The sequence below is a fragment of the Saprospiraceae bacterium genome (assembly GCA_016713025.1).
Lineage (GTDB): Bacteria > Bacteroidota > Bacteroidia > Chitinophagales > Saprospiraceae > OLB9.
On the sequence record JADJPZ010000004.1, the window covers coordinates 440,608 to 463,227 of the forward strand.

General features: G+C 36.6%; 18 protein-coding genes. 15 read left to right on the plus strand and 3 right to left on the minus strand.

What is annotated here, in order from left to right; genetic code table 11:
* Nucleotides 1–129: 129 nt before the first annotated feature.
* Complete coding sequence (locus IPK35_08290) at nt 130–1,215, plus strand: tetratricopeptide repeat protein (protein MBK8053253.1); 1,086 nt, start codon at nt 130–132, stop codon at nt 1,213–1,215.
* 94 nt (nt 1,216–1,309) lie between these two features.
* Here IPK35_08290 and IPK35_08295 read toward each other — a convergent pair whose 3' ends face one another.
* Entirely contained in the window at nt 1,310–1,798 is a 489-nt protein-coding gene (locus IPK35_08295) for a hypothetical protein (protein ID MBK8053254.1), read from the minus strand.
* A gap of 140 nt (nt 1,799–1,938) precedes the next feature.
* Between IPK35_08295 and IPK35_08300 the strand changes: the two genes are divergently transcribed.
* The 10 genes from IPK35_08300 to IPK35_08345 all read left to right on the plus strand — a co-directional run bounded on the left by IPK35_08300 (nt 1,939) and on the right by IPK35_08345 (nt 8,884).
* A complete protein-coding gene (locus IPK35_08300) occupies nt 1,939–2,820 on the plus strand; it encodes a DMT family transporter (GenBank protein MBK8053255.1) in 882 nt (293 codons plus the stop codon).
* Between the two features lie 69 nt (nt 2,821–2,889).
* The gene (locus IPK35_08305) at nt 2,890–3,267 is read left to right on the plus strand and encodes an SET domain-containing protein-lysine N-methyltransferase (GenBank protein ID MBK8053256.1); all 378 of its coding nucleotides are present in this window, start codon (nt 2,890–2,892) and stop codon (nt 3,265–3,267) included.
* A 114-nt stretch (nt 3,268–3,381) separates the two neighbouring features.
* On the plus strand, nt 3,382–3,828 hold the full coding sequence (locus IPK35_08310) for a GNAT family N-acetyltransferase (GenBank protein ID MBK8053257.1): 447 nt from the start codon (nt 3,382–3,384) through the stop codon (nt 3,826–3,828).
* Nucleotides 3,829–3,895: 67 nt separating this feature from the next.
* The gene (msrA, locus tag IPK35_08315; protein ID MBK8053258.1) at nt 3,896–4,423 is read left to right on the plus strand and encodes a peptide-methionine (S)-S-oxide reductase MsrA; all 528 of its coding nucleotides are present in this window, start codon (nt 3,896–3,898) and stop codon (nt 4,421–4,423) included.
* 3 nt (nt 4,424–4,426) lie between these two features.
* Entirely contained in the window at nt 4,427–4,792 is a 366-nt protein-coding gene (locus IPK35_08320; GenBank protein ID MBK8053259.1) for a methionine-R-sulfoxide reductase, read from the plus strand.
* Between the two features lie 82 nt (nt 4,793–4,874).
* Entirely contained in the window at nt 4,875–5,264 is a 390-nt protein-coding gene (locus IPK35_08325) for a hypothetical protein (protein ID MBK8053260.1), read from the plus strand.
* Between the two features lie 43 nt (nt 5,265–5,307).
* Entirely contained in the window at nt 5,308–6,186 is an 879-nt protein-coding gene (locus IPK35_08330; protein ID MBK8053261.1) for a carbon-nitrogen hydrolase, read from the plus strand.
* Entirely contained in the window at nt 6,176–7,252 is a 1,077-nt protein-coding gene (locus IPK35_08335; protein ID MBK8053262.1) for an agmatine deiminase family protein, read from the plus strand. The genes IPK35_08330 and IPK35_08335 overlap by 11 nt, the downstream gene beginning before the upstream one ends.
* Nucleotides 7,253–7,394: 142 nt before the next feature.
* Complete coding sequence (locus IPK35_08340) at nt 7,395–7,958, plus strand: pentapeptide repeat-containing protein (protein ID MBK8053263.1); 564 nt, start codon at nt 7,395–7,397, stop codon at nt 7,956–7,958.
* Nucleotides 7,959–8,245: 287 nt separating this feature from the next.
* On the plus strand, nt 8,246–8,884 hold the full coding sequence (locus IPK35_08345) for a response regulator (GenBank protein ID MBK8053264.1): 639 nt from the start codon (nt 8,246–8,248) through the stop codon (nt 8,882–8,884).
* Between the two features lie 3 nt (nt 8,885–8,887).
* Here IPK35_08345 and IPK35_08350 read toward each other — a convergent pair whose 3' ends face one another.
* Both IPK35_08350 and IPK35_08355 read right to left on the minus strand, forming a co-directional pair.
* Nucleotides 8,888–11,227, minus strand: a complete 2,340-nt coding sequence (locus tag IPK35_08350; GenBank protein ID MBK8053265.1) for a tetratricopeptide repeat-containing sensor histidine kinase — start codon at nt 11,225–11,227, stop codon at nt 8,888–8,890.
* A 71-nt stretch (nt 11,228–11,298) separates the two neighbouring features.
* A complete protein-coding gene (locus tag IPK35_08355; GenBank protein MBK8053266.1) occupies nt 11,299–13,485 on the minus strand; it encodes a hypothetical protein in 2,187 nt (728 codons plus the stop codon).
* Between the two features lie 246 nt (nt 13,486–13,731).
* On the opposite strand from IPK35_08355, the gene IPK35_08360 reads away from it, so the two are divergent.
* The 4 genes from IPK35_08360 (at nt 13,732) to IPK35_08375 (ending at nt 22,590) form a co-directional block, all read left to right on the plus strand.
* Entirely contained in the window at nt 13,732–19,260 is a 5,529-nt protein-coding gene (locus tag IPK35_08360) for a hypothetical protein (protein ID MBK8053267.1), read from the plus strand.
* 553 nt (nt 19,261–19,813) lie between these two features.
* Nucleotides 19,814–20,068, plus strand: coding sequence for a pentapeptide repeat-containing protein (locus tag IPK35_08365; GenBank protein MBK8053268.1), 255 nt, complete (start codon nt 19,814–19,816; stop codon nt 20,066–20,068).
* 266 nt (nt 20,069–20,334) lie between these two features.
* Nucleotides 20,335–20,949, plus strand: coding sequence for an META domain-containing protein (locus tag IPK35_08370; protein MBK8053269.1), 615 nt, complete (start codon nt 20,335–20,337; stop codon nt 20,947–20,949).
* A gap of 453 nt (nt 20,950–21,402) precedes the next feature.
* A complete protein-coding gene (locus IPK35_08375; protein ID MBK8053270.1) occupies nt 21,403–22,590 on the plus strand; it encodes a hypothetical protein in 1,188 nt (395 codons plus the stop codon).
* Nucleotides 22,591–22,620: the final 30 nt, after the last annotated feature.

The following is a 22,620-nucleotide window of genomic DNA, read 5'->3' on the forward strand; positions in this document are numbered from 1 at the left end:
ACATACTCTAAACCATCAGTAGGGATTTTGCATTAATATTAAAGAAATGAGTATTTTTTCAATTAAATATTTCTTAACTAACAATAATTGCCGATTTTCGGTCTTTATATATCAAAGATATTAACACAAATGAAAAATCGAATATTAGTAGCTTTAATTTTTAATATGTACTTATTCTCATCACTGGTAGGTCAGGGATTGGATGAAGAGACAGGATTTATTTATGTTAAAGCTGAATACCTGCTTGAAACCGGCAGATATGATGAAGCCGTCACTAATTATAATCTTGTAATCACTCAAAATCCAGGGTACAAAAATGCTTTAATTCATCGCGGGAAGGCTAAATACGCATTGGGAGCATATAAAGGTACTCAAAAAGATGCCATGCAAAGTATTGAATTGAAGGGTATCCAAGCAGATAATGCAGCACTTTTAGGTAGGGCATTTGCAGCCATGGGAGAGAGTGAAGCAGCCATCAATAGTTTTAATGCCGCCATCTTACTGGATCATAAAAATATGGAGTATATTTTGTGGCGAGCTCAAATATTCGAAACATCGGGTCAAAGGCTAAAAGCTTGCGCCGATTACGAAACTGCTGCAAAAGCCGGTAATTCAGAAGCTGAGGCTAAAGCAAAAAATTATTGTGGCATCACCATACCCAATAATCGGGAGACAACAACCAATAATAATCCGAATACCACCAACGAAAGTAGTAATCCGACTACTTCAGACAATACGACTGTACAAAATGACACAAATAGTACTACTAATCCGCAAAATACTGAAGTAACAACCACAGTTCCGGTCACCGATAGTACCAGTGTATCTGATGGGGCAACTTCGCCAAATCATATCCCAGATTCAGAACCACCTATACAAGATGAAAATCTTCCCAAAAATGATGACACTGTCAATGCATTTGTGGTGGATGATGACTTAAACATTCAAATATCTGGGCAGGAACTCGGAGTCAGAAAGATAAAGGAAGTACCAAGCATACTTATCCTATCTGATGAAAATGGTAAGGTTTGTATCAATATCTGTGTCAACAAAGAAGGACAGGTCATCAAAGCTGAATTTAATCCAACATTGTCAACGATCGTTCAGAAGAGTTTGGTTTCACTGGCTTTAAGGAAAGCTAAAGAGTTCGAGTTTGCCCCCGGTAAGTATGATTCTCAATGTGGAATTATCATTTTTGAAGTAAAAGGAAGTTAATCTTTAACCTCTTTCAAATCTTTCATTACTCCGATAATAGAGATTTGTTCTGAAAGTTTTACAAATCTGATGATCGCACTACTGTCTGTTCTCGTTACCAGCCAGTGAAGGCATCATTAAATATATTTTCCAGCAGTTGTTTGAAAATTTCATTGATGAGTCCGTCCTGAATACTGACAAAGTCCTGATCACTAGCAAAAGTACGGAAAAATGAAAATTGTTTTTTCCAGCTTTTAGCTTCATCTTTGTTATTCTTGAAATCTACTGATACTATGATTTCTACTTTGTTGAGTGCTACAGTGTTACCAGCCTGCGGTGCTTCAGGTGACAGTCTGAAACCGCTGACACTTCCGGAAAATTCGATATCAGGAGCAGATTCATTGTAAGTAAGTCTTGATTCATTTCTTATTTTGAGCCGCAGGGCTTCTGAAAAACGTTGATTGATATCCCCGGGAGCTTGCGGCGCGTTATTTTTGAAATTTTCTATATAATATGTATTGACATCAGCAGGTATAGCTATGCCTTTAAAGCTATAGCAGCCTGAAATTAGAACCAAAATAAAAAACACCAAACTTTTTTCCAAGATATTCGTCAATTTAAAACTTGCTGAAACATATTTCATAAACGAGTTATTATGTGAAGATGTTGCAGCCCAATTACATTTTGAATGAAACCAATACCCTTTTGTTACCTTATCTCGATTGATTGTCGTTAATTTGCATTATGAATTTAAAGAGCAAGGTACAACAATCCCACTGGGGGATATTGATTTTTTTAAGTGTGCTATGGGGATGTTCATTTATACTGATCAAAAAAGCTCTTATTGCTTTTGATCCAGTTCAGTTAGGTTGTCTCAGATTAGGTATATCATCACTTGCTTTTGCACCTATGGTATGGTGGCACAGGAGAGATATTGAATGGAAGATGTTACCATTATTTATTGCTGTAGGGCTAACCGGCAGTGGTCTCCCGGCATTTTTGTTTGCATATGCGCAAACAGAAGTCAGCAGTTCGCTGGCAGGACTTCTCAATAGCCTTACCCCGATATGGACATTGATCATAGGTATCTTTTTATTCCGGTTGAATTTCAGTAATTTAAAACTGATAGGAGTTGTAATTGGCTTTTTTGGAGCAGGTATGCTCATTCTGATGGGAAACGGTGGTCTCTCCGGTGGTATACAATGGCAAAGTCTGCTCATCGTGGCAGCCACCATCTGTTATGGGTCCAGTGTCAATATGGTACAGGCATTTTTTGGCCACACCAAGCCGGTTATCATTAGTAGTATGTCTTTTTTCGTTTTGGGCATTCCAGCATTGATCTGGCTTTTTACTACAGATTTTTTGCACGTGATGGCTCATGATCCGCAGGCTAAATGGTCATTGGGTGCAGTGACAATTTTATCACTATTTGGTACTGTGCTGGCCAGTATGATTTTTTATTATCTTGTGCAGAAGACAAGTGCAGTATTCGGCAGTACTGTGACGTACCTGATGCCTGTTGTCGCGCTTGCCTGGGGCATTTTGGATGGTGAGACCATTTCGATGTTACACATCGCAGGACTTTGCTTAATCCTTGTTGGAGTTTATTTTACTAAAAAATCTTAATTTTATTCCAACCGCAGACTTTAACATATGTTTTATACTCAGTTGATATGACATTACAAAATCATACAAATGCATCAGATACCCGGCTTATATACAGCACATGATGACCATAAGGGAAGGGGTGTATATACTTCAATTCCGGTAAGTATAGGTGACTTGATTGAAGCATGCCCGGTGATAGTAATTCCTAAGGCAGAACTGCCTATCATTCATAAGACGATCCTGCATGATTACTATTTCTTGTGGGGAGAAGATATGGATGATGCAGCCATTGCTTTGGGTTTTGGCAGTCTTTACAATCACGCCATTCATCCCAATGCCAATTTTAGTCTTGATATGGAAAACAATACTATAGATATTGTTGCAATAAAGGACATCAATCCCGGTGAAGAAGTCACTCTCAATTATCATGGCGAACCTGGTGATGAAGGTGTTTTGTGGTTTTAGACAGTCATCTTGTAATGTTATGAGTATATTATCATATTCGTAAGTAGAATAATTTGGGAATCCTAAAAATATAAATTCCTCATGCAAAATTTATAATTAAATAGAACCGAGCTTATGGAAATCACCAGAACAAACAGCAAACACATGGATTTTGTATCATTGGTAAAACTGCTCGATGCGGAGTTGGCTCAGGCAGATGGTGCTGATCACCAGTTTTATGTACAGTTTAACACCATCGAAAAGCTAAACCATGTAGTCTTGGTTCATTGCGATGGCGAAGCTTGCGCTTGCGGAGCCATTAAAGCTTTAGATAATGAGACCATGGAAGTGAAGCGTATGTATGTCATCCAAAACAAAAGAAATCAGGGACTGGCATCTATGGTACTGGAAGAACTTGAAAACTGGAGCAGGGAAATGGCTTATAAAAGATGTGTTTTAGAAACTGGCAAAAAACAATCAGGTGCTAAAGAGCTGTATCTGAAAAGTGGTTTTAAGATCATACCCAACTATGGTCAATACATCGGAATCGAGAATAGTATATGTTTTGAAAAGATGCTTTAAAAAGCATGAACCTAAAATTTAGTCCTTTGTTATATGGGACTTAATTAACTTTTAAGTTTAAATATTTATGGATGTTATCTATTTTGGTGCTGGTTGCTTTTGGTGCGTTGAAGCTGTTTTCGAAAGATTAAACGGTGTTTCTGATGTCGTATCCGGATATATGGGAGGACACGTCAAAAATCCTGCTTACAGGGAAGTCTGTAATGGGACAACAGGTCATGCTGAAGTGGTCAAAATAGAATATGTTCCGGAAATCATAAGTTTTGAAGACCTTCTCCGGATTTTCTGGACAACCCATGATCCAACTACACTCAACCGTCAGGGAGCTGATAAGGGCACACAATACAGATCAGCTATTTTTTACACCACCGAAATGCAAAGAGTAGCATCTTTGGAGTCAAAAAGTAGATTTGCAACTGAAATGTGGCAAGATCCAATAGTCACCGAAATCAAGCCAGCCGGTGATTTTCATACCGCAGAAAATTATCATCAGGACTATTATACAAATAATCCTGATCAGGGATATTGTTCGATAGTTATTCCTCCGAAAATTGCAAAATTAAGGGCATCATTTTCTCATCTAATAAAAAAATAATAATTGGAAAATCAATATAACGAATTGTCGCCTGATGAAGAGTACGTCATCATCCATAAAGGCACTGAACGTCCTTTTACAGGCGAATATGATAAGTTTTTTAAGCCAGGAACATACGTATGCAGACGCTGTAATGCACCACTGTACCATTCCACATCGAAGTTTAATTCAGGATGTGGGTGGCCTTCGTTTGATGATGATTTGGAAGGAGCAGTCAGTAGAATACCCGATAAAGATGGCAGAAGGATCGAAATAGTATGTAAAAATTGTGGCGGCCATTTGGGACATGTTTTTACAAATGAACGATTTACTCCGAAAAACACAAGACATTGTGTCAACTCACTTTCGATAAAATTTATCCCTGAATGATCTCTTTTTTTGGAACTTATGTTGAACTGAATATGTTATAAGGGCGTATTTTTTTTTCGAAATTATTTAATCAGAGTCAAAAATGTCATTTGAAGAAACAAAACAGAAAGCCAAATCATTTTTTAAAAGATTGATGTGGATTTTATTACTTGCCCTTGTGGTATTTAGTGGTGTATATTATTTTTACAGGACATATACTGTAAGTGAAGGGACACGTACCGGTCTGTTATTTAAAATATCCAAAAAAGGAAAGGTTTTTAAAACATATGAAGGACAACTGCAGCTTGGCGGAACAGCCATTATGAATAAGGAAAGTACCTTTGAATTTTCTGTGGAAAATGCAGCGATTTATGAACAAATACAAAATTTTGAAGGCAAAAACGTAAGACTGCATTACAGGGAATTGGTAGATGCATTTCCATGGCAAGGTGATACTGATTATCTGGTATTTAAAGTCGAACAAGTACAATAATTGCCCCTTTATTCCGAACCTTAAACTAAATTTTCCCTTAAGTATGGCTAAAGTCAAAGTAGGCATAGTGCAAATGTCTTGTACTGCCGACAAGGAGCTGAACCTTCATAAAGCTATTGATCAAATAGAAGTTGCAGCACATCAAGGTGCTAATATCATTTGCCTACAAGAGTTATTCACTTCATTATATTTTTGTGATGTAGAAGATTATGATAATTTTCAGCTTGCAGAGCCTATTCCGGGACCATCGACAGACAGACTTTCAGTCGTTGCCAAGGAATTGGGAGTAGTGATCATTGCTTCACTCTTCGAGAAACGTACTCAAGGAATTTATCACAATACTACAGCCGTACTGGATGCTGACGGAAGTTATCTTGGAAAATATCGCAAAATGCATATTCCGGATGATCCGGCTTTTTACGAAAAATTTTATTTCACACCAGGTGATTTGGGGTACAAAGTATTTCAGACAAGATTTGCCAAAATCGGAGTACTTATATGCTGGGATCAATGGTATCCGGAAGCCAGCCGTATCACCGCGCTGATGGGGGCAGACATTATGTTTTATCCCACAGCTATAGGTTGGGCGACTTCTCAGGACGCAGAAACCAATATGGATCAATATAATTCATGGCAGATTATCCAGAGATCGCATGCTGTTGCCAATGGAATACCTGTCGTCAGTGTCAACAGGGTAGGCTTTGAGCAGGACGGAGCTATGAAGTTCTGGGGAGGAAGTTTTGTGGCAAATGGGCAAGGCAAACTATTGTACCTGGCATCACATGATAATGAGGAAACTGTTGCCGTAGAGCTCGACCTTGCTTTGTCTGACGCATTCAGAATTCACTGGCCTTTTTTGAGAGATAGACGCATTGATTCATATCAACCGATCACAAAGAGATTTATTGATGATGAAGCCTGACATAACGCCCGGAAGTATGGGGTTTCACTTTCCTGCTGAGTTTGAAAAACAATCTGCTATGTGGCTGTCATGGCCGCACAAAGAAGCCTCATGGCCCGGAAAGCTGGGTGCAATCTATGACCCGTATTGTGAGTTTATACTGCAGGTAGCAGATCATCAGAGTGTCAATATTAATGTAGCTGATGCTGCAATGGAAAGCTTCGCCCTTGAAAAAATAATGCAATCTAAGTATGCGGCTAAGCTGTCTGGCATTTCTGATGTTTTGAATAATATAGATTTCTATCACCATTCTACCAATGACGCATGGTGTCGTGACCACGGACCCGCGTTTGTTATCAATAGAGAGTTGTCAGAAATTGCCATTGTTGACTGGGGATACAATGCCTGGGGCAATAAGTATCCTCCGTATGACTTAGATGATGTTATTCCCACTTTGATAGGTGAAAAATTGGGAATGAAGGTCTTTCACCCTGGAATTGTTATGGAAGGTGGCTCAGTAGAATTTAATGGGAAAGGCACTTTACTCACTACAACTGCCTGTTTGCTCAATAAAAACCGCAATCCACACCTTAATCAAGAAGAAATAGAAAAATATCTCCGGGAGTATTATGGTGTAGATCATATACTGTGGCTGCATGAAGGTATAGTAGGAGATGATACAGACGGTCACATTGATGACATCACAAGATTTGTCAATCATGATACAGTGGTCACTTGTGTGGAGGAGAATAAAAGTAGCGATAATTATCTGCTTCTGAAAGAAAACATCAGAGATCTGCACAAAATGAGACTTCAGGACGGAAAACAACTGAACATTGTGGAATTGCCCATGCCGGCTCCAGTCATATATGAAGATCAAATATTACCGGCCTCTTACGCCAATTTTTATATTTCAAATAAAAAAGTGATAGTTCCTATTTTCAGGGATGATAAAAATGATTTTAAAGCCCTTGAAATTTTGAAAACATGTTTTCCTGATCGTGACATTGTGGGTATAGATTCAGTGGATATCATTTGGGGTTTGGGAAGTTTTCATTGCCTGAGTCAGCAACAACCATTTATCTGAAACTCTCCGTATTTTACCATTCTTAAAAGCAGGAGAGCATTTGAATTAAAATTTGTAGTTTTGATTTTAAATTTGGAAAGAAAACCTTCGATTTTTTTAGGAAATGGAGTTTTTCAAATTGACCATTTTACAAAATTGATCAATGAAAGATACATTTATACATAGCAAAACTTTTGACCTGATCGAAGTATTATCAAAAGGCGAATACGAAGATTGCACTTTCAGTAACTGCAATTTTGCCAACCGTGACTTTTCTGAATTTAAATTTATAGCCTGCACATTCATAGGTTGTAATTTAAGTATGATGAAACTCCATAAGACTGTTTTTCAGGGCATAAAATTTACAGATTGTAAAATGTTGGGACTTCGGTTTGATCTTTCTCATGATTTTGGACTTTCCTTTTCGTTTGACCATTGCCAGCTCAATCATTCATCGTTTTACAAAACAAATATAAAAAAAACTGTTTTTAAAAATACTCAATTGCAGGAAACTGATTTTGCGGAGGCAGACTTGACAAATGCTATATTTGACACATGCAATCTTGAGCAAGCTAATTTTGATCGTACTACACTTGAAAAAGCTGACTTTCGGTCTTCTTACAATTATACAATAGACCCTGAGATCAACCGGGTCAAAAAAGCAAAGTTTTCGGTTTTTGGAATTTCGGGACTTTTAACCAAATATGATATTGAAATAGAGAAATGATCTGCAGGAATAGGAATATACCGAATCTTTAATGAAATACTTGGATTTGAGGAAAAAGAGCGAATAAATTAGGAGTAAATTTCAAATTGAGAAACATAATTTGTTGAAGAATAGTGGATTGTATTAAACTCATCACTTTTTACTTCCTTTACTCTTTTAACAATGTTAAATTTTGAAAGTTAGGTTGAACATCTTTATGTAACTTGAATCTGGGATTTTATCTTTCTTAAATATTTACTCTTCAACTTATATTGTCTAATTTTGTGATTTTAAATATATTATGTAGTATGATTATTTCAAACAATGCCATTGACGTAGCTATTCTGGACGACGATGAAGGAATAATTTTAGATTTAGATTTACTCTTCAAAAGTAATGAAAGATTTAACCTTAAATGGGCAGGTGAAGATTACACGCATTTCTTTGACCGTGCTGTTCATAAAGTGGATATCCTATTATTGGATATTCTACTTGGAAAAAATTCAGGAATAGACTTAATTAAAATAATCAAAGAATTAAATCCTCGAATTCAGATAATCATGTTCACTGTATTAGAAGATACGGATACACTTGTAGAATGTATGAAAAATGGAGCCGATGGATATCTTCTTAAAGATTCTACTTCTGAGGTTCTAATAGCTTCAATTAAGGAAACTTTTAATGGAGGTTCAAATATGAGTCCATTAATGGCGAGAAAGCTTTTTAATTATTTTACAGAAAAGAAAGAAAATAAAAGTAAGTGGGCAGACTTAACTGATGTTGAATATCAAGTTTTAAAGCTTTTGTCGGATGGTTATAGCTACAAAATTATAGGAGATAAACTTGACACATCACTGGATTCAGTAAGGTATTATATAAAGGCACTATACAGGAAACTTCAAGTAAATTCTAAAGGTGAAGCGATAAAGAAATTTTTAACACCTTAATGATCAGGCGCTTTTACGTGGTATGGAAATTGTAAAAGTAGTTCCGGCTGAAGATGTTTCTTGTATTTTAAATTCCCCGAAATGTTTATCCACAATATTTTGAATGATATTCAGACCAATTTTATTAGTCTGATTATCAGTTAAAATTTGACGTGTAATATCTAATTGTTCCATTTCATCCACATGAATCCCTTGAGCATTGTCTGTGTAACTTATAAAATAATGATTAGGATACTCACTAGCTGAAATCGAGATTTGTAAAGACCGGTTTATGTTCTCATATTTTATTGAGTTGCTGATCATATTCTCCCATAATATTTTCATTAATAACGGATCCGCTTGTATTTTCACGTTTGAGTCAATACTATATTCTAATTTCGATTGGTGTTCCAAAGGTAAATTTTCAATAACGTCTGTAATCTGTTCTTTTAAGTCAATATCACTAACTTGCAAGGCTACCCTTTGGATTTTTGAAAGTAGAAGCATTTTTTCGGTGATTTCTTTCATTGATTTAATATTGTTTTGAATGAGACCAAGAGTCTTTTTTTCTTCCACTGAAATATTTTCAGATGTATTCAATTTGGATAACAGATTTTGAATTTTTATGATAGGCGCTTTTATTTCATGATGAATTCTGAATTTATACTTTTGAGTATCATCAATGATTTCTTGAATTTCCTTTTCAAAAACATCAAAATCCTTAACAAAAGTAGTGAAATTATAATGAAGCTCAGTTGTATTCTGAATTGTGGAATTTTCATCCGAAATTTCAAGATGTTTTTTGGCTTTTAATAAATTTTGTGAAGCAGACATCATTAGGAATTCTAATTTCTTTAGCGAATTTGATTTTTTCCACAATAAATGAAGGAAAACTAAACTGGCAATGATCCCAACAAAAATAGAAAGAGCAATGATGGTGTAAATAATTTTGTTTTTCTTAAGGATGGTAATCTGTTTTTGTTTTAGAATGATATCATTTTTTTGATTGCTAATAATGTATTGATTATTGAGATTCTTATTTTTCTCATCAGATAATTTTTTACTTTCTAACAGTAGTAAATTTTCTGCTTCTTTGTTTTTGTAAAGAATATTCCATTTTTTTCTGTCCAATTCTTTTTGCAATATTGTAAGGTTATCACTAAGTATAATTTGGTCCTTTTGCAAAATCTCATATTTCAATTCTGATGATAAAAGTTCCTTTCTGGAAGCTTCGGATTCATACTTTTCTTTTGTAAAACTTCTCTTTTGTTCCATTTCCAAGGCTTTGTCCAGTTTTCCTGTCAGAAGATAACATTTGGAGAGATATTCATAGCATAGATGTTCTTCGCTCCTTGATTGCTTGGCATATCGTTCTTTTAAATTCATGAATATTTCAATTGCTTTTTCATAATTTTCGTTTTCCATCTCAAAAACTCCTAAGTACAGATCAATATTACTCAAAATATGACCAGGTATTTTATATTCGCTTTTAAGTTGATTTAATTTATTTAAATATTCATATGCCTTTTTTTTGTCAATAGGTGCAAATAAAGTCGCAAGGTTAAGACATTGGTATATTTGAGTATTTATATCATAAGTTAAGGTGGCATAATGTAATGAAGCTTCCGCATAATACATCACTGAATCCTGAGCTGTACTATCTAAATAAAAATAATACATCGCTATTTCATAATTTTGACCTAAGTTATTAGTGAAGTTATATTTCTTTTGTAATTGGATAGATTTACGCGTGTACTTAATGCTTTCATCATACAAGGATTCATGCAGATAGTTTCTGCTTAACTTACTATATATATTAGAAATCATTAGGTAATCATTTCTTTTTTCTGCATCATTCAATGCTTTAAAACAAGCTTTAGACGATTCAGTCATATTTGATTTATATGCAAAATATATGGCTAGTGTTAAGTAGTAATTACTGTTTTGGGACTCTTCCGATATTTTTTGAATTCTATCAAGATAGTTTTTTCCCATTTCAAATTCTTGATTTAGAAAATGACCTTTTGCTTTCAAACAGTGTGCTTGGATAATATCTCCTGTAGTTTTTATTGGGGCATTCATGATATCAATTAGAAATATGCTATCAGACTCAAAAATGAACATTTTATGGTTGATTTCCCAAAGTTTCAACTTTATTTTTGTGAATTCTTTATGTGATGTGCTTATATGTTTTAAAACAGAAAGGTATTGATCTTTTGCTTCTTTGTAATGAAATTTGATAGCTAATTGATCAGCTATATTTACCTGTTCAATATAAGATTGATTTGTTGTATTTTGTAAAGTGCAAGTGGCATCAATGCAAAACATTAATACAAAAAGTAAAATCGATTCTTTAAAACTCAATTTTAAAAGCTTTATTTTGTAAAAAGTGCAAATTTAATAAATTTATACATATCTATATATGTCATGATTTATTACAGTTTACTAATTTGTGTGTTACCTAAAGCAGATTTTATTATAATAATTCCTGATGCTATGTTGTCTAATGTAATAATACCACTACCGTCATGTTTTTTTGTGCAAATAATTTTACCCATTGGATCCAATATGGTATATAAACCTGTAAAACCTTCATATTGTGAGATAAATACCTTATCAATAGCTGGATTTGGGTAGAAGCTATTTGGGCCATTGTAATACACTGCTTTAATTTCTGTACACTTTTTAACGATGTTTTGATCTAACCCACAAATTTTATAAAAATTCCACCCTTGAGTTGGATTATGATCTTCATATCGGCCTTCATCTGAAAATTTATCAATATTTAGTTTGAATTCTTCATTTTTGTCATTAAACTTATACAAGTCGATGTCATCGTATTTTAGAAACGAAAATATATTACTCCAATCCAGAAGAATACTAGTTTTAAATAAGCTTGCTTCAAAAGTGTATTCAGGTATAAATAATGGATTTTGATATTCTAATGCTCCTAAATCAATAAATCCATCATTGTACCTGATAATAAAGTTCTGGTGATTTATGTATTCATGGCTGACTAAATGAGGATTTATAGAGGATGTACCTAAGTCTCTACAAAATGCATTAGCATTTAAATGAAAATCATAGGCATCAATATCTAAAAATCCAGGGTTATTTAATGCTGGTGAAAAGGTTTGTGTATGTGCGACATTAGCAATAAATGGCTTGTACTGATTTGCTGAAAAATCCCAAACCCCTGAAAAACCATTTTGAAATCCAGTTGAAATAAAATTATTTTGAAAACTATGGGTTGATAATAAATCTGTTTGAAGTAAGTACAATTCTGACGGTGTCGCCCCCGAAGTTAATGGTGCATTGTAAATGATATTATTTCTTGCAATCAGTGACTCATCAAAAGATGCAGGACTTACAGTACACCAAGGTGGTCCGGAAAAATAATTTGAGACAGGAAAGAAAAAGAGCGATGTTCTATACTTTTGGGATTGGTCAGCAATATTTACAAATGTATTATTGAAAAAGTGCAAGTTGCCACGTCTGTAAATTTCATAATCACAATGATCACCACCATAGTGAATAGGTGTAACAGGTCCTGATGGTGGATTTATAAGAATATTACCATAGACATATGTATTGTGATAGTCGGGCTCATCCTTCATGAGTGGAGCACTCGCCTCCGCTTCAACTAAATCTAATAAGTGACCTTGATCTATTCCATCTATATAGTTATACCTGATCACAGTGCCTGCACTTCGATCTTTCAAACAATTACTTTCTAGAGACCCTGTTTTTTTGCCTCCTAGATAATTATACTGATATATACTTCCTGAAGCTTCACAATAGATATTATGACAACTATTTCCATTATAACAACCATTGTCATGAATAGAACAATGCTCAATAAGTATATTCCGGGAAATCAAAGACACATCTCCTGCGTCAAAGTTGCCATTGCCATTATTGTCATCTACTACTGAATTCACAAATATACCATTGCCACATTGATGAATATGGCAGTTCTTTATAGTTATGTTTTCGCCTCTCTGCACTCTAATCCCAGATACAAAAGGAGCATAATTTTTATATGTAGCATTATATATTGAAGCATATGGATGATTTACATCAACTAAACCTGAAAACCAAGGTGTGAATGTTTGATCTTGATGTGCATTTCTAATTTCTAAATTTTCAATTCGTATATGAGAGGGAACATCTGTATATAACGCTCCGGATTTTCGACCAATTGTAATCAATCCTAAATGGTATAGTCCACCAGAATAGTATGTATAGATGTTTGGATTTGAAGGATCAGGATCATTTATCCCATCTGTGTCTGTATAAAAATTGTTACTATCCTGCCAAAGATATGGAGTTTGTAAAGCTTGTGAGCCATCAATGATGGGAAGTTCGCCATTAGCACTTGGCACACCGATAATCATCAGATGATTTGTGTTTATAAAGATAAAAGATCTATATGGCTGTATTCTATAATGGATGTAAATTTCATCATAAGGATTTAATTGATCAAAGCCAACAAGGTTGGAAAAATCGTTAATATCTGAATATGTTTGGCCAGGACCAATATGGTATTGTGTGGCATAACAATAGTTGTTTGTAAGATTACAAATTATCCATAATGTGATGATAAAAGTTCTTATTGTCATTTTTTGTCTTATCTGATGATTTATGATCTGATTTATTAGGATGTTAAAATTTTACAATTTGGTGAGCAAAAGTAAAAATAACAAGATGTAATAATATCAAAGACATTAAAATGTACTAGGCTAGACATCATTATTCTTAGTATTATATAATTTTTTAATATGTTGGATAGTAGTTTTGCGCCATCAACCTAATCATGATAGTAGAATTTTAAGAATTGTTTTTAATTTATCTTAAAATTTTTACTTATGAAAGCATTTAAATTTTATTTCTTGGGATGTTTTTTGCTGGCTCAGTTTATGGTCACAGGACAAAACATTACCGGGACAGTTTTTAACGACAGTAATAACAATGGAGTTAAGGACACAGGGGAGTCTGGTTTCCCAAATGCCATTGTAAATGCGTACTTGACAGGTACCACACTGGTCAGTACAACCACAACATCAAATCTTGGTACCTATACACTGACAGGATTGACTGCAGGAACCAAATATAGGTTAGAGTTTATTCCCTATACTGGGTTTACAGATGGAGCTTTGGGCTCTGCAAATTTGTCTTCAGTTCAGTTTATAAATGCTGGAAGTTCAAACGTTAATTTTGGTATTTTTATCCCAGGCAGGTGTGGCACAGACCCCGACCCAAGACTTATTGGTTCATGTGGATTGTTTCCAGACCCATTAAACCCACCTACTACACCACCTACAGTATCTGTCGCATCCTGGAGATATCAGACAGATTTTTATCCCCAAACGAAATGGGGTGCTTTTAATTATCCTACAGTCCAGCCCCATCAGGATGATTTACATCATACGCAAGTTGGTGTACCGTGGGCCATGGCAAGAAAACCGAGTACGGATTTGGTAATGATGGTCCCTATTTCATCTCCAGAGACATCTGTTTTTGGCACAGGCGGGGCATCCGGCCTTACAGCTATATATGTGGCCGACTATTCTGGACCCAACGCTGGGATCTCTAGTCACAAAACTTTAGTACAGTTATCATCTTTGGGGTTTACTACTAGTGCACAAAACCCTATTGGAGCCGTTCAGCCTAGATTTGGAGAGTATGGTTTAGGTGGAATAGCAATATCACCTGATGGCAACAGTTTATATGTAGCTAATTTAGGTAAAGGAAATATTATCAAAATAAATATAGGTAATGTCAACTACGCATCTTTACCAGCCACAGCTCCCACTGCGGGAGATATCTCTGAGATTTCGTTTCCATCCAACATTGCTGGATTTGTTCAGGGTACCGATGGGTTTTTTCGAGCCACAGCTATGAAAACTTATTCAGGAGATGTTTATATAGCAGGTACATTTGATGGTTCATTAAGAAGTGACAATTCTGCTGTGAGAATAGTAGTATTTAAACTTAATACGACTACAAATGCATTGACAGAAATATTTAGCTATAATCCGACTCTATTTAATGTCGGAAACTTACAGACCGTAGGTCTAATTCAGACGAAATGGACTGGAGGTCCTGATGTGAATGGTGGAGCCCCTGGATATAAAGATTTGCAACCCGTTGTGAGTGGTTTTGATTTTGATAATTATGGAGCGATAACCCTAGGTATTACTAATCGAGCCGTGTATAATCTTAACACAGCTAATGAGACTGGATATGTAATTAGTACATGGCGTAATGCAGACGGAACTTTCACGCTGGAAAATGCAGGAATACGAGGTCCTTTAATTCAAGTTAATGATGGAACTGCTATGCATGAAGTACAATCTACAGGCCCAGGAGGAGATTTGTTTTATGATCAATCTCTTGGTCACCCATATATATATAGTGGAGGCTTGCTCAATGTGACTGGAAAAAATGTCATGGCTATAGGTGTTACTGATCCTCTCATGGTACAGTCTTTTGGGGTAAGATACGATCAGCAAGTTGATGGTGGAATTATAGGCGGTATTGGTTTGGGCGGTGGCAAATTGTTTGCATTGGTAGGTGTAGATGCCGTATGCCAAATAAATGACCCTGTGGAGATAGGTAACTACGTATGGCGAGACAACAATAATAATGGTATCCAAGATGGAAATGAAGCCCCATTGGCAAATGTCACAGTCCAATTGCTCAATAGCGCTGGAACGGTAATTGCCACTGCTTCCACAGATGCAAATGGATATTATGTATTTTCAAGTGATCCCAATAGGGTTTCAACAGGAGCGTACAAATATCAACTCAATTTTACACCAGGTGCAAATTACACAGTAAGAATTCCTAATGTCTCAGGTGGTAGTCAACAAGCTGGACTAACAGGATTGTATTTGACAATAAAAGATCAAGGTACGGATGTAAATGATAGTGATGGACTTATGGTAGGAGTAAATACTGATGTCACTTTTGTTATGGGGACAGAAGGTCAAAATAATCACACTTATGATTTTGGGTTTGTACCTTTTTCTTGCCCTGTAGTAAGTAATCCTGGAGATTGTGCAAACAATATTATATCGAATTCAACATTAGAAGAAGGAACACTATCACCTACGACCACATATGCTGGGTCACCAGCTCATCAAGACCCTTCAACGATAAGTGGATGGTCTACTGATCCTGAAGCTTATTGGATTGATGCTTCAAATTCAGGACGCTCCGTAGATGGTAGTTGTAAACTTATGGTATTAAAGAGTAGTACTGAACCAGCAGGTACTTGTATATATAAAACAACTTCGACTTCGGTTTCTGCGAATACTTGCAATATCCTTTGTGCTGATCTTGCACCAGTACCTACAGCTGGCAATTCTTCACCATCAACTACATTTTCATTTGAACTTTATTCTGGAGGAGGAATTGATGCAAATGATGTCAATATAATATCTCCCACAACTGGAGTGACAAAAACAAATATTAATGGCCAAATTGTGGCTATTACAATAAATATTCCTGATGACCCTGGCATGGTGGCACTTAATATGTCCGGAACCAACTATGATGGAACAGGCGTTTTGGATTGGAGTACTTTGGACTGGCGTAAAGTGTGTATACAGTTTTCATTATCCCAAACAAAAAACATTGAATGGACTTACTCTGTCCCTTTTGGACAATCTGTGTATATTGCAATTGATAATGTATTGGCAGGTGCTTGTTGTATTACTTGCACAACCCCAACCGCTACAGTCACCCCAACCAACCCAAGCTGTACAGGTACCAATGCACCCAATAATGGTACACTTACCATCGTAGGCTTCACTACAGGACAAAGATACCAGTACTCCACAGGAGCGACATTTAATAGCGGAAGTGCAATACCCACTTCAATCTCTCCTATACCTTCAGGAGGTGTGATCGAAAATTCACTCACCAATACTACACAACAATATACAGTAAGGATCTATGATGCTACGGACAATACATGTTATGTAGATAGGACGGTAAGTATAACTGCAGTTACACCACCAAGTGTGACGTGTGCAAAAACAGATAATACAAACTGTGCTACTCCGAATGGAACAGCGTCTGCAACAGCGACGGGAGTGACTTATTTGTGGAGTAATAATGCCACAACGGCAAGTATCAGCGGATTGGCTGCAGGGACATATACTGTAACAGTAACAAGTACCACGACGAGTTGTACAGCGACATGTCAAGCGGTAGTTAGCTCTACTGCTACACCACCAACAGTCACTTGTGCAAAGACAGATAATACGAACTGTGCTACACCAAATGGAACAGCGTCAGCAACAGCGACGGGAGTGACTTATTTGTGGAGTAATAGTGCAACAACGGCAAGTATCAGCGGATTGGCTGCAGGGACATATACCGTAACAGTAACAAGTACCACGACGAGTTGTACAGCGACATGTCAAGCGGTAATTAGTAATAATACAATAAATCCTACAGTCACTTGTTCCAAAACGGATAATACGAATTGTGCAACTCCAAATGGAAGTGCGACAGCCACTGCAACAGGCGTGACCTATCTTTGGAGCAATACACTTACTACACCGTCCATAACAGGATTAGCAGCGGGAACCTACACGGTCACAGTTACCAGTACTACCACGGGATGTACGGCCACATGCTCTGCAACAGTAGCATCTACAACAACACCGCCAACAGCAGTATGTACCCCTGTAGCAAATACCAACTGTGCTACGCCGAACGGATCGGCATCGGTAAGTACTAATGCAACGAACCCTACATATCTTTGGAGCACAGGAGCGATGACGGCGATGATAAATAATCTCGCCGCAGGAACCTACACAGTTACGGTAACGGATCCTGCAACAAGCTGTATCAACACTTGTGAAGCCATCATCACCAATAACACCACCAACCCAAGTGTCACCTGTGCAAAGACAGACAATACCAATTGCGCCACACCCAATGGTACTGCAACCGCTACTGCAACAGGAGTGACCTATTTATGGAGTAATAGCGGAACGACCTCGACAATCACGGGATTAAGCAATGGCACTTATACAGTTACAGTGACCAGTACAACTACAGGGTGTACAGCAACATGTTCAGCTATAGTAGGGAGTACAACCACATTACCTACAGCTACGTGTAGCAAGACTGACAACACCAATTGTGCCACGCCAAATGGAACAGCTAGCGTAACCACAGATGGGAATCAAATAGCATGGAGTACAGGCGCCACGACAGCAAATATTACGGGATTATCTGCTGGAACATACACGGTAACCGTCACGAATACGACAACAGGTTGTACCAATACATGTCAAGCGGTAGTAGGAAGCACAACAACATTACCGACTGCCACTTGTAGCAAGACAGATAATACCAATTGTGGAACGCCAAATGGAACAGCTAGTGTGACTACAGATGGAAATCAAATAACGTGGAGTACAGGAGCCACCACAGCCAATATAACTGGCTTATCAGCAGGTACATATACAGTGACTGTCACGAATACGACTACGGGATGTACGAATACATGTCAAGCGGTAGTAGGCAGTACAACAACACTTCCAACAGCCACATGTAGCAAAACGGATAACACTAATTGTGCCACACCAAACGGAACAGCAAGCGTAACAACCACTGGCAATCAGATATCATGGAGTACAGGCGCCACGACATCTAATATAACTGGTTTATCAGCAGGTACATATACAGTTACTGTCACGAATACGACTACGGGATGTACCAATACATGTCAGGCTATAGTCGCAAATAGTACCATAAGTCCTACATGCAATGTAGCCGTAAATATACAACCCACATGCGCAAATTTAACTGGCGGATCTTTAACCGTGACACCATCACCAGTAGGAACTTATACTTATCTATGGAGTAATGCAGCCGTCACGGCTACAGTTACAGGACTTTCAGGAGGTGTATACACCGTGACGGTTACAAATACCACAACAGGTTGTACAGGCGCATGTCAAGCAACACTAAATACACCGATGAACTGTTGTGATATCAACGCTGCGACAGTACTTAGTTATGATTGCTTGGATAATGCAACGCCTGCAAAAATAACAGATGATCGATTACAAGTAGGCATAACAGTCACCAATGTGAGTACAAGTCTGACTACATATAATGTCTCAGTCCAAGGCAATACCACAACAGTCACGCCAAACAGTGGTACATATGGCACACCAACTTTATTTACCTTAGGCGCTGGATCTGCAGGTGGCGGGGCTACTTTCACTTTGGTCTTGACAGATGCAGTGACAGGAGTTACTTGTAGTAGAACAGTAAATATAACAGATCCCAAGAATTGTTTACCAATGGTTCCTGAATGCCCAACACCAAAATGTGGTACAGCAACAATACAGGTCAATGGGAACTAATTGAATTGTTGAACTGCTGATATGCTGAATTGCAGAACTGCTAAATTGCAAATTCTCCAAATCCAGCAAATAAGCAATTCAAGCATCATAAAGAATAACGCTTTCATAAAGAGGGGCCTTCACAAAAGAGTGAGGGTTTTTTTTTTATACATTAGATAATAAAAATCATAAATGGGTATTTAGTCAAATGATATATGAATCGGTACATTTTTCAATCTCAAAGTATTTTATTTCTTATAACCGTGGTACTGTCTGCACGGAAACTAGTCTCTCCGCTACAGCTATTAAAGTAAACATACTCACCAGCATTCAAAAAACAATACACGATGCATCCGTCATGTCAAAATGATAAGTAATAATGTAATCATTATTGCTTTGGACAGGCTTCGTATATCATAGTACTTAGGAATAAGGAAAACATCCAGAAAGAGAATAGAATGCTGTTTCGTAAATGTAATCTAATTTTTTCTCTTACTGTGTTCTGTATTGTTTATATAAATTGATGAATACAGATCTATTTCAAAACATTTTATAGCAGTTTTACAAAACAAATATAAAAAAAACTGTTTTTAAAAATACTCAATTGCAGGAAACTGATTTTGCGGAGGCAGACTTGACAAATGCTATATTTGACACATGCAATCTTGAGCAAGCTAATTTTGATCGTACTACACTTGAAAAAGCTGACTTTCGGTCTTCTTACAATTATACAATAGACCCTGAGATCAACCGGGTCAAAAAAGCAAAGTTTTCGGTTTTTGGAATTTCGGGACTTTTAACCAAATATGATATTGAAATAGAGAAATGATACGCAGGAACTGGGATAAGGTCGTTAGAAAGTATTCGATATTACCTTAAAGATATTTATAGAGTATTTGGATTAAAATTAAAGTTGCAATAGTGGGCATTTATCACCAGGGATGGTTTTGCCCATAATGTCATGAAAGCCACCTTAGTACCCGGTAGGATGATCAATCTGGTGGTGAAGGAGTAATACAGGAAATATTAAAAATTAAAGTAAAAAATACCAACTTTTTACTAATATTAAACGTCTTGTATTACAAAACTCAAACCATGTACAGACTATTAATTGTTTGGGCAACGATAAGCATGTTTGCATCATGTTCAAAAGAGCATTGCGTTTCAACTCCCATTGAAAACTGCCTGATTACTTATGAATTAAACCCCGTGTGTGGATGCGATGGTGTAACCTATAGCAACCCAAGTCATGCCAGATGCAATCAGATAGATTTTACGATGGGTAATTGTATATATTCTAATGCTATTTTGCTTGGCACATGGGATTTTTTGGGCTACATGTCTGATGGTGCTACGATGAATGTGGACAAAAAAGTGCATCAGTATGATATGTTTATCACATTTAAAAATGAAAAAACCAGTATTTCAGGTCAGGAATTTTATATCATGGACGGAAAGTCAGCAGTCAATTTTATGACCGGCAGATATCGGTTTAAAAATAAAAATGAATTGTCTACACACTTATCCTTTTCAACCAGAATAGGTGTAAGAGAAGAAGACGCAAAAAGTGAAAACAAATTTATTGAATTTCTGAACGCCCTGACTCAGTTCAAAGTTGAAGGTAAATATCTTCAATTAAATTCAAGAATTTATAGCCAGGATGGATTGGCTATACCAAAAGATGAGGTATTGATCTTTAAAAAGAGGTAGTAATCTTACATAAACTTATGTTGGAATTCACTGACATCGATAATATGCCATGGTCATAGTCTATGACTTAGATACTATCCAACACTATCCAACTCCAATTTTCAATTCCATATAGCAACGGATTCATAAATATTATTACCAGTTAAGGTTCATATTTTACTAATTTTCGATTTTATTAAAATTGTAATTCCCGCAATTTTAATTCTAATTTATTATAATACAATTATTTAAAAATATACAAATACCTATATATATCCTTGTATATAAAATGTATATATACTATTAAAAATAAATTGAGATATTATTGTGGTGCATTTTTTTTAAAACCACATTTCAATACTAGCAATGCGCCTATCCTTTAAGATAGCCACCATGTTGGCGATCCTGATGACCGGACCTTTCTGCATAGGTCAATCAGCAAAAGTTTCTATTGCCGGTAATAATAATAGTCAGATGCTTTTGGTCAATAATAAGCCACTGATGATCAACGGTATGAACTGGGATTACTTTCCTATCGGCACCAATTATTCATATATTCTCTGGGATCAGCCTGATCCGATTATCAAGGCAGCTCTGGATGATGAAATGGCTTTACTTGCCAATATGGGAGTCAATTCCATCAGAGCTTATACAGGAATACCCAAAAAATGGATTACTTACATTTATGAAACTTATGGGATTTACACCATGCTAAACCATTCCTTTGGACGGTACGGTTTGAGCGTGGAAGGAGTATGGTATCCTATTACAGACTATGCTGATCCTAAGGTGAGAGCACTCCTGCTTTCTGAAGTTAAAAAACTTGCAGAAGATTACAAAGACACCCCGGGATTATTGTTGTATCTATTGGGCAACGAAAACAACTACGGGCTTTTCTGGGAAGGGGCCGAGACAGAAGATATCCCGATGGAGGATCGTAAATCTACGTTAAAGGCCTTACCGATGTACACTCTGTTTAATGAAGGAGCAAAAGCAATCAAAAGTATGGACATGAATCATCCGGTCGCTTTATGCAATGGAGACTTACTATTCCTGGACATCATTGCAAAAGAGTGTAAGGATGTGGATATCTTTGGTACCAATGTGTACAGAGGTATTTCATTTGGTGATCTGTTTGACAGAGTCAAAAAAGAATATGGCAAGCCAGTTCTATTTACAGAGTTTGGTGCTGATGCTTTTAATGTTCAAACCGGGGAGGAAGATCAGCGTGCTCAGGCAATGTTTGCGTTGGGCAACTGGCAGGAAATCTATGAAAATGCTGCAGGCTTGGGTAGGGCGGGCAATTCCATAGGTGGATACACCTTTCAATTCAGTGATGGATGGTGGAAATATGGCCAAACTAAAAATTTAGATATTCATGACAGCAACGCATCCTGGTCCAATGGTGGATATTTTACAGATTTTGTAAAAGGCGAAAATAATATGAACGAAGAGTGGTTTGGTATCTGTGCAAAAGGTCCGACCAATGCTCAGGGTCTGTATAAACTGTATCCAAGAGCTGCATATCACTCACTCAGAGAAGCACATCGGCTAAATCCGTTTCAGACAGGAATGAGTTTGAATGAAATCAAAAAATACTTTGCTGGTATCAATCTTGCTGATGCTGAACTGAAGGCCAGAGGCAGTAATATAACCAAATGATCACAAAATATATCAATTTAAAAATATCAA

Bases quoted from the DNA above. Each gene is read 5' to 3' on its own strand.
- IPK35_08290 (MBK8053253.1), top strand. From the start codon at position 130: ATGAAAAATCGAATATTAGTAGCTTTAATTTTTAATATGTACTTATTC.
- IPK35_08300 (MBK8053255.1), top strand. From the start codon at position 1,939: ATGAATTTAAAGAGCAAGGTACAACAATCCCACTGGGGGATATTGATT.
- IPK35_08305 (MBK8053256.1), top strand. From the start codon at position 2,890: ATGCATCAGATACCCGGCTTATATACAGCACATGATGACCATAAGGGA.
- IPK35_08310 (MBK8053257.1), top strand. From the start codon at position 3,382: ATGGAAATCACCAGAACAAACAGCAAACACATGGATTTTGTATCATTG.
- msrA (MBK8053258.1), top strand. From the start codon at position 3,896: ATGGATGTTATCTATTTTGGTGCTGGTTGCTTTTGGTGCGTTGAAGCT.
- IPK35_08325 (MBK8053260.1), top strand. From the start codon at position 4,875: ATGTCATTTGAAGAAACAAAACAGAAAGCCAAATCATTTTTTAAAAGA.
- IPK35_08330 (MBK8053261.1), top strand. From the start codon at position 5,308: ATGGCTAAAGTCAAAGTAGGCATAGTGCAAATGTCTTGTACTGCCGAC.
- IPK35_08335 (MBK8053262.1), top strand. From the start codon at position 6,176: ATGAAGCCTGACATAACGCCCGGAAGTATGGGGTTTCACTTTCCTGCT.
- IPK35_08340 (MBK8053263.1), top strand. From the start codon at position 7,395: ATGAAAGATACATTTATACATAGCAAAACTTTTGACCTGATCGAAGTA.
- IPK35_08345 (MBK8053264.1), top strand. From the start codon at position 8,246: ATGATTATTTCAAACAATGCCATTGACGTAGCTATTCTGGACGACGAT.
- IPK35_08355 (MBK8053266.1), bottom strand. From the start codon at position 13,485: ATGACAATAAGAACTTTTATCATCACATTATGGATAATTTGTAATCTT.
- IPK35_08360 (MBK8053267.1), top strand. From the start codon at position 13,732: ATGAAAGCATTTAAATTTTATTTCTTGGGATGTTTTTTGCTGGCTCAG.
- IPK35_08370 (MBK8053269.1), top strand. From the start codon at position 20,335: ATGTACAGACTATTAATTGTTTGGGCAACGATAAGCATGTTTGCATCA.
- IPK35_08375 (MBK8053270.1), top strand. From the start codon at position 21,403: ATGCTTTTGGTCAATAATAAGCCACTGATGATCAACGGTATGAACTGG.